The organism is Parahaliea mediterranea, from assembly GCF_017255185.1.
GTDB lineage: Bacteria > Pseudomonadota > Gammaproteobacteria > Pseudomonadales > Halieaceae > JAFKCZ01.
Map to the genome: position 1 here is coordinate 22582 of NZ_JAFKCZ010000025.1, position 7199 is coordinate 29780.

Consider the following 7199-nt stretch of genomic DNA (forward strand, 5'->3'; position numbering starts at 1 on the left):
CCGGCGCTGGTCCAATGCCCGCTAGTCCAGTGCCACCCCGCCGGCCCGCAGGCGCTCGGCCAGCGGCTCGAGCTCCCGCGCAAAGTGGCGCCAGCGCCCCACCGAGCGCCGGTGCACCGGCTCGCGCACCTGGCTGGCGCTGGCGGTGGTGCTGGCGGCGGCGCTGCGGTGGAAGTCCAGGCAGGCGTCCTCCCAGGGCAGGCCGCAGTACTCGAGCAGCGCCCGGCTGTGGGGCTCGAGGTCGCTCACCAACTGCTCGTAGTGCACGGTGTGGATGGCGCCGGGCAGCACCGCCTCCCAGTGGGCCATCAGCCGGTGGTAGGCCAGGTAGTATGCGGCCAGCTCGTCGAGGTCGTAGGAGAAGGGGTAGGCGTCGGCGAACAGGGTCTTGTAGATGGCGAAGCAGGCGTCCAGGGGGTGGCGCCGCAGGTGGATAATGCGCGCCCGCGGCAGGGCCCGGTGGATCAGCCCCAGGTAGAGGAAGTTGAGCGGCATCTTGTCGACGAAGTGCGGCGCCGCCGCGGCCGCCGGGGGGATGCTGGCGAGGTAGTCGCGCCCCAGGGCGGCGAAATCCAGCCGCGCGCTGAGCGCCACCCGCTGCTGCTTGCTCAGCTTGCCCCGCGCCTGGGGCAACTGCGCCACCGCCCGCGACATGCACAGCGCGAACTGGTTGAGCTCCCCGGCGGCGTGCACCCGCGAGTGCATGCCCAGGATGCGCTCCACCAGGGTGGTGCCGGTGCGCGGCAGGCCCACCACGAACAGCGGCGCCTCGCTGTCACTGCCGACGGCGGCCTCCGCTGTAACCGTATCGCGGTCGTAGACCCGGGCGATGGTGTCCAGGGTGTCGACGTCGTCCGCCACCTCGTAGCGCATCAGCGCGCGGCGCTGCCGCGCGCCCTTGTTCAGCGCCGCGAAGGCCTCCGGCCAGCGCTCCAGGTCCTCCAGCTCCTTGCCCAGGGCGTAGTGCAAGGTGGCAATCTGCCGCGGGTCTTTGGCGCGCTTAAGGGCCGCCTCCAGTTGCGGGATGTGATTGCTTTGCGGGCTCTGGCGCCGCAGGTCCGCGCGCAGCTTGTGCGCTTCGGCGTCGTCGGGGGCGAGCCGGATCGCGGTGTCCAGCGCCGCCTCGGCGTCGCCGGTGCCGCCGACAAAGCGCAGCACCGAGGCCAGGTTGTAGTGGTGCTCGGCGACCTCCGGCTCCAGGGTGGCCGCGTGCCGGTAGTGCGCCAGGGCGCGCTCCTGCTCATCCAGCCGCGACAGTAGCAGCGCCAGGGTGGCGTGCTGGTAGGCGCTCTGCAGCGGCGCGTCGTCCAGGGCGGCCACCAGGGGTCGGGCCTCGGCCTCGCGCCCCAGGCGCATCAGGCAGTTGGCGCGCTGCAACTGCGCCCCCGGGTGTTTCGGTTGCAGCTGCAGCAGGTTGTCCACTGCCTGCAGCGCGGCGGCGGGCTTGCCCAGCTGCAGGGCGATCTGGCTGCAGCTGTACCAGCCGGAGGCGTAGTCGGGGTGGTGCTGGTTCAGGCGGCGGCAGCACTCGATGGCCTCGCGCGGCTGGCCCGCCTTGAGGCACTGCCAGGCGCGCTGTTCCAGGGCTTGGGCCGCTCGCAGCGGCGTATTGGGCTGAAATGATTTCACCGCGCCATTATCGCCGAAGCCGCGCACCGCTGGCCACCGGCAACGCGCCACTGGCGCGGCGCCCCCGTCAGCGACTATGCTACCCGCTGCCAAGGACAGGAGAGAACCCGCCATGACCCGCACCCTGCGCCGCGTCGTCACCACCAACAATGCCGATGGCCAGTCTGAAGTGGCCCTCGACGGCGGCCCCGCCGCCGCCATCGCCGCCCATGGCTCCGGCCTGCACGAGATCTGGCAGACCGCGTCGGTGCCGGCGGACAACAGCCGCTTCGAGGACGCCCTGGCCGGCACCGATCCGCGCCTGTGTCCGCCCCCTGGGGGCGTAAAAGTGCGCTGGTTCGAGGTGCCGCCGGAAAACGACGCCATCCCCGCGGAAGAAAAGGAGGCCGCCGCGGCCTTCAGCTTCGAGGCGGTGGGGGCTAGCGGCGCCCGGGTGGACACCCGCCGGCACCCGCTGATGCACAAGACCGACAGCGTGGATTACATCGTGCTGGTGAAGGGGGAGTTGGACATGCTGCTCGACAACGGCGAGATCGAGGGCCTGAAACCCGGCGACGTGGTGGTGCAACGCGGCACCAACCACGCCTGGGTCAACCGCGGCAGCGAGCCCGCCCTGCTGGTGGCGGTCCTCGTGGACGCCGCATCGTGAACGGCGCGGGTCACGGGCAGCGCCTGCGGCTGGCGGTGCTGATCGACGCCGACAACGTCAGCCCCAAACTGTGCGAGGTGCTGGTGCAGGAGATCGCCAAGTACGGCGTGGCCAGCGTCAAGCGCGCCTATGGCGACTGGACCACGCCGCAGCTCGGCTCCTGGAAAGACATCCTGCACGAGTTCGCCATCAGCCCGATCCAGCAGTTCAGTTACACCCGCGGCAAGAACTCCACCGACGCCTCCATGGTGATCGACGCCATGGACCTGCTCTACACCGACAAGCTCGACGGCTTCTGCCTGGTCACCAGCGACTGCGACTTCACCCGCCTGGCGACGCGCATCCGCGAGTCGGGCCTGGTGGTGTACGGCTTTGGCGAGCAGAAGACGCCCACCTCGTTACAGGCGGCCTGCGACAAGTTCGTGTTCCTGGAGGCATTGGAAGTGCCGCGGGAAGAACCGAAAAAGAGCGGCGGTAAAAGCGCCAGCCAGCCGAGCAAGAAGTTCTCCAAACAGAAGCTCAACCAGGACGCCAAGCTGATCAACCTGCTGCGCGGCGCCGTGGATGCCACCTCCGACGACGATGGCTGGGCCAACATCTCCTTCGTTGGCCAGCACATCGCCAATCAGAGCTCCTTCGATTCGCGCAACTACGGCTACCGCAAGCTCAGCGAGCTGATCGAGGTGACCGAGTTGTTCGACATGGAAAAGCGCGACCAGCGGCCGGACGGCTCCTACAAGCTGTACATCCGCGACAAACGCTTCAAACCCTGAACCGACCCCGCAAGAGGACATCGACATGATTGGATACGTAACCATCGGCGTGAAAGACATGGAAAAGGCCAAGGCCTTCTACGCCGCCCTGCTGGAAGACCTCGGCGCCAAGGTACTGATCGACATGGACCGCATCGCCATGATCGGCAAGAGCATGCAGGAGCCCATGCTCAGCGTGTGCATCCCCTACAACGAGGAAGACCCGCACCCCGGCAACGGCAACATGCTGGCCATCAACCCCGGCTCCAAGGAAAACGTGGACAAGCTCTACCAGAAAGCCCTGGAACTGGGCGCCACCGACGAGGGCGAGCCGGGCCAGCGCATCCCCGACATGTTCTACGGCGCCTATATCCGCGACCCGGACGGCAACAAGGTGGCCTTCTTCCAGTTCGGCTGAGGCCAGCCGCAGGCAGTAGCGATCGCGGGCGTGTCTACGCCCGCAATTCCACCGACACCGGGCAGTGATCGGAGCCGAAAATGTCGTTGTGGATCTCCGCCCCCGCAACCCGCTCCCTGACGAACTGCTCGCAGCCCAGGAAGTAATCAATCCGCCAGCCCACGTTCTTGGCCCGGGCCCCCGCGCGGTAACTCCACCAGCTGTACTTCACCGTGTCTGGGTGGAAGTGGCGGAAGGTATCCACAAAGCCGGCGGCGTGGATATTGTCCATGCCGTCGATCTCCTTCTGGGTGTAGCCCGCGCTCTTGTTGTAGTTGGGCTTGGGCCGCGCGATATCGATCTCCCGGTGGGCGACATTGAAGTCGCCGCACATCAGCACTGGCTTCTTTTTCTTCAGCTTTTTGACGTAGGCGAGGAAGTCCCGGTCCCAGGTTTCCCGGTAGGGCAGGCGCACCAGCTCATTGCCGGAATTGGGGGTGTAGACCGTAAGCAGGTAGAAGTCCGGGTACTCGGCGGTAAGCACGCGCCCCTCCTGGTCGTGCTCCTCCATGCCCATATCCGGCTCCACCGACAGCGGCCGTTCCCGCGCCAGGATCGCCACACCCGAGTAGCCCTTGCGCACCGCCGAGTTGCTGTACACGTGGTAGCCCTCCACCCCTTCCAGGGCCGCCACCACCTGGTCGTCCTGGGCCTTGGTCTCCTGCAGGCAGAGCACATCGGCGTCGAGGGTGTGCAGGGACTGGGGAAAGTCCTTCTTCATCACGGCGCGCAGGCCGTTGACATTCCAGGAGGCGAGTTTCATGGATAGGCGATCCGGTAGTCGTTGAGTGAGGGGGAGGATTTTAGCGCAAATAGTGGGTATTTTGGTCAGGGATCGATACCTGGGAGATTGTCCGGCGCGCTGGACAGACAACACAGTAGGGGTATGATCCGGATATGGACACGGATTTGAAAAAAATGCCTGTTGAGGATCGCATTCGGATCGTCGAGGATCTGTGGGATAGCATTGCCCACGACCAGAGTGTTCTACCCCTAACCCCGGAGCAGAAAGCTGAGCTGGACCGGCGGCTAGATGCCTTCGAGATTGACCGGAATACCGGTCGACCAGCTAACGACGTAATCGCGGACATTCGAAAGCGCCTATGACATACATCCTCCGGCTCAGGGAAGAGGCGGAACGTGACCTGGAAGAAGCGGCCTTTTGGTATGAATCGCAAAAACCGGGGCTCGGTCATGAATTCCTGGATACAGTGCTTGGGATGGTGGAAGCCATCGAACAAAACCCTCGGTCTTACCCTGTCGTACACCGTAATGTGCATCGAACAGTATTGCCCAGGTTTCCATTTGCAATTTTCTACCTGGTGCGAGAGGCCGAAATACTGATCATTTCAGTTATGCACGGCAGTCGACATCCCTCAAAGTGGCAACGACGCACATGACGAGTTGCATGCGACTTCGTCATAACAATGCCGGGCGCGTTACGCCATTTGTCTACCGAACTTGACGGGCCGCATACAGAGCCGTGAACAAAATACTAGCTTTGTTACACGAGGCGAATCATGGAAATTGACGAGGATAAAATCGATCAAGCTGTGTTGGCACTACTTCATCTGACGCTGCACAATGGCGGCAGAGCGTGGAAGTCCTTCGATTGGGGTGCAATGAATAGACTTTACGAAAAAGGCTATATTGACAACCCGGTTAGCAAAGCGAAGTCAGTGCTGCTAACCAAGGAGGGCGAGCGGGAATCCGAGCGTCTGTTCCGGGAGCTGTTTAGCAAAAAGTCTTGAGCAGCTATGCAGCACTTAAAACCGGTCAGAAAAGCATAGCTTATATCATCGCGTCACATACCTGATGTTGTTAATAACCGGAGCACATCTCCGCGGAGACGTGCTTTGTCTGGATTTCCTGTCATGACTTGTGATGTATTGCTTGTCGGATGCCGGTATAGTTTGCACAGTAAAGGAGGACTGTGCCATGGACATTCAAGGAAGAAGGATCGCAAGACTGTTAAAATCGTTAACTTGCAGCGTATTGGGCCTCACGGCGACATTGCTCCTAGCGGGATGCAAGGTCGTTACCGTGGGGCACACTATCGGCAGCGTTACCTCCGGCAGCGGCGCCTACCACTGCCCCGCCGGCCAGGTCTGCGAGATCGATGTGGTGGATATCCACTTCAGCGAAACCTTCCGCGGCCAGGCCATACACCCCAACTACCGTTTCAAGGGCTGGAAAAAAGGCGATAGAAGATTGTGCGGCGGCACCGAAACCGCCTGCTCGTTGAGCACGGACTTCTTCACCGACCACCCGCCGCTGATGGACATCCTGCAGTCCGATGAGCGCTTCTACGTGATCCCCGAATTCGAACGCATTGGGCCGGTTGAGACCGCTGAGCTCGGCTTCCGGGACGACGGCAATCCCCGAGTGTTTGACGCCAATGACCGCCTTATCGGAACACTCGTAGACGATCCGCAAACACGTAAAAAAGGCATCATGGTCCGCCTTCGCGGCTATGCCAGGCAATACATTATCTTTCTTGAGCACACCGGGTTTAACTACCGCGTCTCCAACCCCCAAAACCATTTGGCATATAACAATGCGTCGTGCGACGCCGACCCGTTACCCTCCATGATCCTCCCCGAATGGCCGGTTACCGGCTTGTTCCCGGCTACAGGCTTCTGGCCGATTATCGTTGGACCGGATGGGCAATTCTATATCACTGACCCCGTTGTACCGCCGGCTCAATCCACGTGGGCCCAGAGATGGGATAGCCCAGAACGGGAATGTTTGCAGGTTGAGGAGGAAACCGGGCGAGTGGTGCCATTGGTGTCCACGGATATTGCGCCGGAGTTTCCGTTGAGGACTGAAGGTCTGGAGAGGGGGATAGATGGACCGTTCCCGGATTCGCTTGTGTTTTAACAAGGACATGTTGCTTTAGGACTTTGCTGAACAACGAGTTCTCAACGCTTTTCTCAAAGTTGGAAAAGTTGGTCAGTATGCTGGGGTTTACAGTCAAATTGATATATGGATCGAAAGTACCTTTTAATTGTGGGCGCATAAATAGGGATAACAAAAAACTTTAACATTATTAGTGGCTTGTAAGTGGCCTGGCTGGAATGAGCCTAACTATGGTGAATGTCACCGAAAATCTGCTGTGGCGCGACTTTAAAGCCAAAGCTCCCAACGAAAAATGGACAACCGACATCACCTACGTCTGGGTGAATGATCAATGGCTGTATCTGGCCGCTGTGATGGACTTGTATTCACGGCGTATTGTGGCTTGGGCGTCGGGTGCATCTATGACCGAAGAGCTTGTCCGAACTGCTCTGAATGCTGCCTTGGCGATTCGCAGGACATCACCTTGGCTTACTCTTCATTCGGATAGAGGTGTTCAATACCGGGCTCAGAAATACATCGACTATGCCGTATCCCGGGGTATTAAGCTTAGCATGAGCCGGAAAGGTAATTGCTGGGAAAACGCGCCTATGGGATCATTCTTCAGTCGACTGAAAGTTGAATTGATCTACGCAAAGAACTATCAGACGATGGAAGAAGCGCGATCGGGAATATTTGGATACATTGAAGTGTTGTACAACCGAAGGAGGAGACACTCGGCCAATGACAATCTCAGTCTAGTACAAAAGGGAGACCCCCCAGCTTTGCTGGGGAGGCAAGCGAAGTTTGACAGTTCCAGAAGTCTCATAGTAACCCCCAAGTGTGAGCCGCCAAGCACCACACAAGGGAGTAACCA

10 protein-coding genes are annotated in these 7199 nt (G+C 61.0%); 8 read left to right on the top strand and 2 right to left on the bottom strand.

Going from position 1 to position 7199, the window contains the following annotated elements:
- Nucleotides 1–21: 21 nt before the first annotated feature.
- Entirely contained in the window at nt 22–1629 is a 1608-nt protein-coding gene (locus tag JYP50_RS21265; RefSeq protein WP_206562590.1) for a sulfotransferase, read from the bottom strand.
- 112 nt (nt 1630–1741) lie between these two features.
- Between JYP50_RS21265 and JYP50_RS21270 the strand changes: the two genes are divergently transcribed.
- From JYP50_RS21270 to JYP50_RS21280, 3 genes are read left to right on the top strand one after another with little or no spacing between them, the layout of a single operon-like run.
- Nucleotides 1742–2278, top strand: a complete 537-nt coding sequence (locus tag JYP50_RS21270) for a cupin domain-containing protein (protein WP_206562591.1) — start codon at nt 1742–1744, stop codon at nt 2276–2278.
- The gene (locus JYP50_RS21275) at nt 2275–3051 is read left to right on the top strand and encodes an NYN domain-containing protein (protein WP_347136892.1); all 777 of its coding nucleotides are present in this window, start codon (nt 2275–2277) and stop codon (nt 3049–3051) included. Before JYP50_RS21270 ends, JYP50_RS21275 begins: the two co-directional genes overlap by 4 nt.
- A 25-nt stretch (nt 3052–3076) precedes the next feature.
- A complete protein-coding gene (locus JYP50_RS21280; protein ID WP_206562592.1) occupies nt 3077–3448 on the top strand; it encodes a VOC family protein in 372 nt (123 codons plus the stop codon).
- Between the two features lie 34 nt (nt 3449–3482).
- Here JYP50_RS21280 and JYP50_RS21285 read toward each other — a convergent pair whose 3' ends face one another.
- A complete protein-coding gene (locus JYP50_RS21285) occupies nt 3483–4250 on the bottom strand; it encodes an exodeoxyribonuclease III (RefSeq protein WP_206562593.1) in 768 nt (255 codons plus the stop codon).
- Between the two features lie 155 nt (nt 4251–4405).
- On the opposite strand from JYP50_RS21285, the gene JYP50_RS22310 reads away from it, so the two are divergent.
- The 5 genes from JYP50_RS22310 to JYP50_RS21310 all read left to right on the top strand — a co-directional run.
- A complete protein-coding gene (locus JYP50_RS22310) occupies nt 4406–4594 on the top strand; it encodes an addiction module protein (protein WP_431311311.1) in 189 nt (62 codons plus the stop codon).
- Nucleotides 4591–4887 (top strand): type II toxin-antitoxin system RelE/ParE family toxin, encoded by a 297-nt coding sequence (locus JYP50_RS22315; RefSeq protein ID WP_206562595.1) that lies wholly within the window; start codon nt 4591–4593, stop codon nt 4885–4887. Before JYP50_RS22310 ends, JYP50_RS22315 begins: the two co-directional genes overlap by 4 nt.
- 120 nt (nt 4888–5007) lie before the next feature.
- The gene (locus tag JYP50_RS21300) at nt 5008–5238 is read left to right on the top strand and encodes a DUF6429 family protein (protein WP_206562596.1); all 231 of its coding nucleotides are present in this window, start codon (nt 5008–5010) and stop codon (nt 5236–5238) included.
- A 187-nt stretch (nt 5239–5425) separates the two neighbouring features.
- The gene (locus JYP50_RS21305) at nt 5426–6367 is read left to right on the top strand and encodes a hypothetical protein (RefSeq protein ID WP_206562597.1); all 942 of its coding nucleotides are present in this window, start codon (nt 5426–5428) and stop codon (nt 6365–6367) included.
- A 209-nt stretch (nt 6368–6576) separates the two neighbouring features.
- Nucleotides 6577–7199, top strand: a 623-nt coding sequence (locus tag JYP50_RS21310; RefSeq protein WP_206562598.1) for an IS3 family transposase, incomplete at its 3' end; no start/stop codon positions are given.

Bases quoted from the DNA above. Each gene is read 5' to 3' on its own strand.
- JYP50_RS21270 (WP_206562591.1), top strand. From the start codon at position 1,742: ATGACCCGCACCCTGCGCCGCGTCGTCACCACCAACAATGCCGATGGC.
- JYP50_RS22310 (WP_431311311.1), top strand. From the start codon at position 4,406: ATGCCTGTTGAGGATCGCATTCGGATCGTCGAGGATCTGTGGGATAGC.
- JYP50_RS21280 (WP_206562592.1), top strand. From the start codon at position 3,077: ATGATTGGATACGTAACCATCGGCGTGAAAGACATGGAAAAGGCCAAG.
- JYP50_RS22315 (WP_206562595.1), top strand. From the start codon at position 4,591: ATGACATACATCCTCCGGCTCAGGGAAGAGGCGGAACGTGACCTGGAA.
- JYP50_RS21305 (WP_206562597.1), top strand. From the start codon at position 5,426: ATGGACATTCAAGGAAGAAGGATCGCAAGACTGTTAAAATCGTTAACT.
- JYP50_RS21300 (WP_206562596.1), top strand. From the start codon at position 5,008: ATGGAAATTGACGAGGATAAAATCGATCAAGCTGTGTTGGCACTACTT.
- JYP50_RS21285 (WP_206562593.1), bottom strand. From the start codon at position 4,250: ATGAAACTCGCCTCCTGGAATGTCAACGGCCTGCGCGCCGTGATGAAG.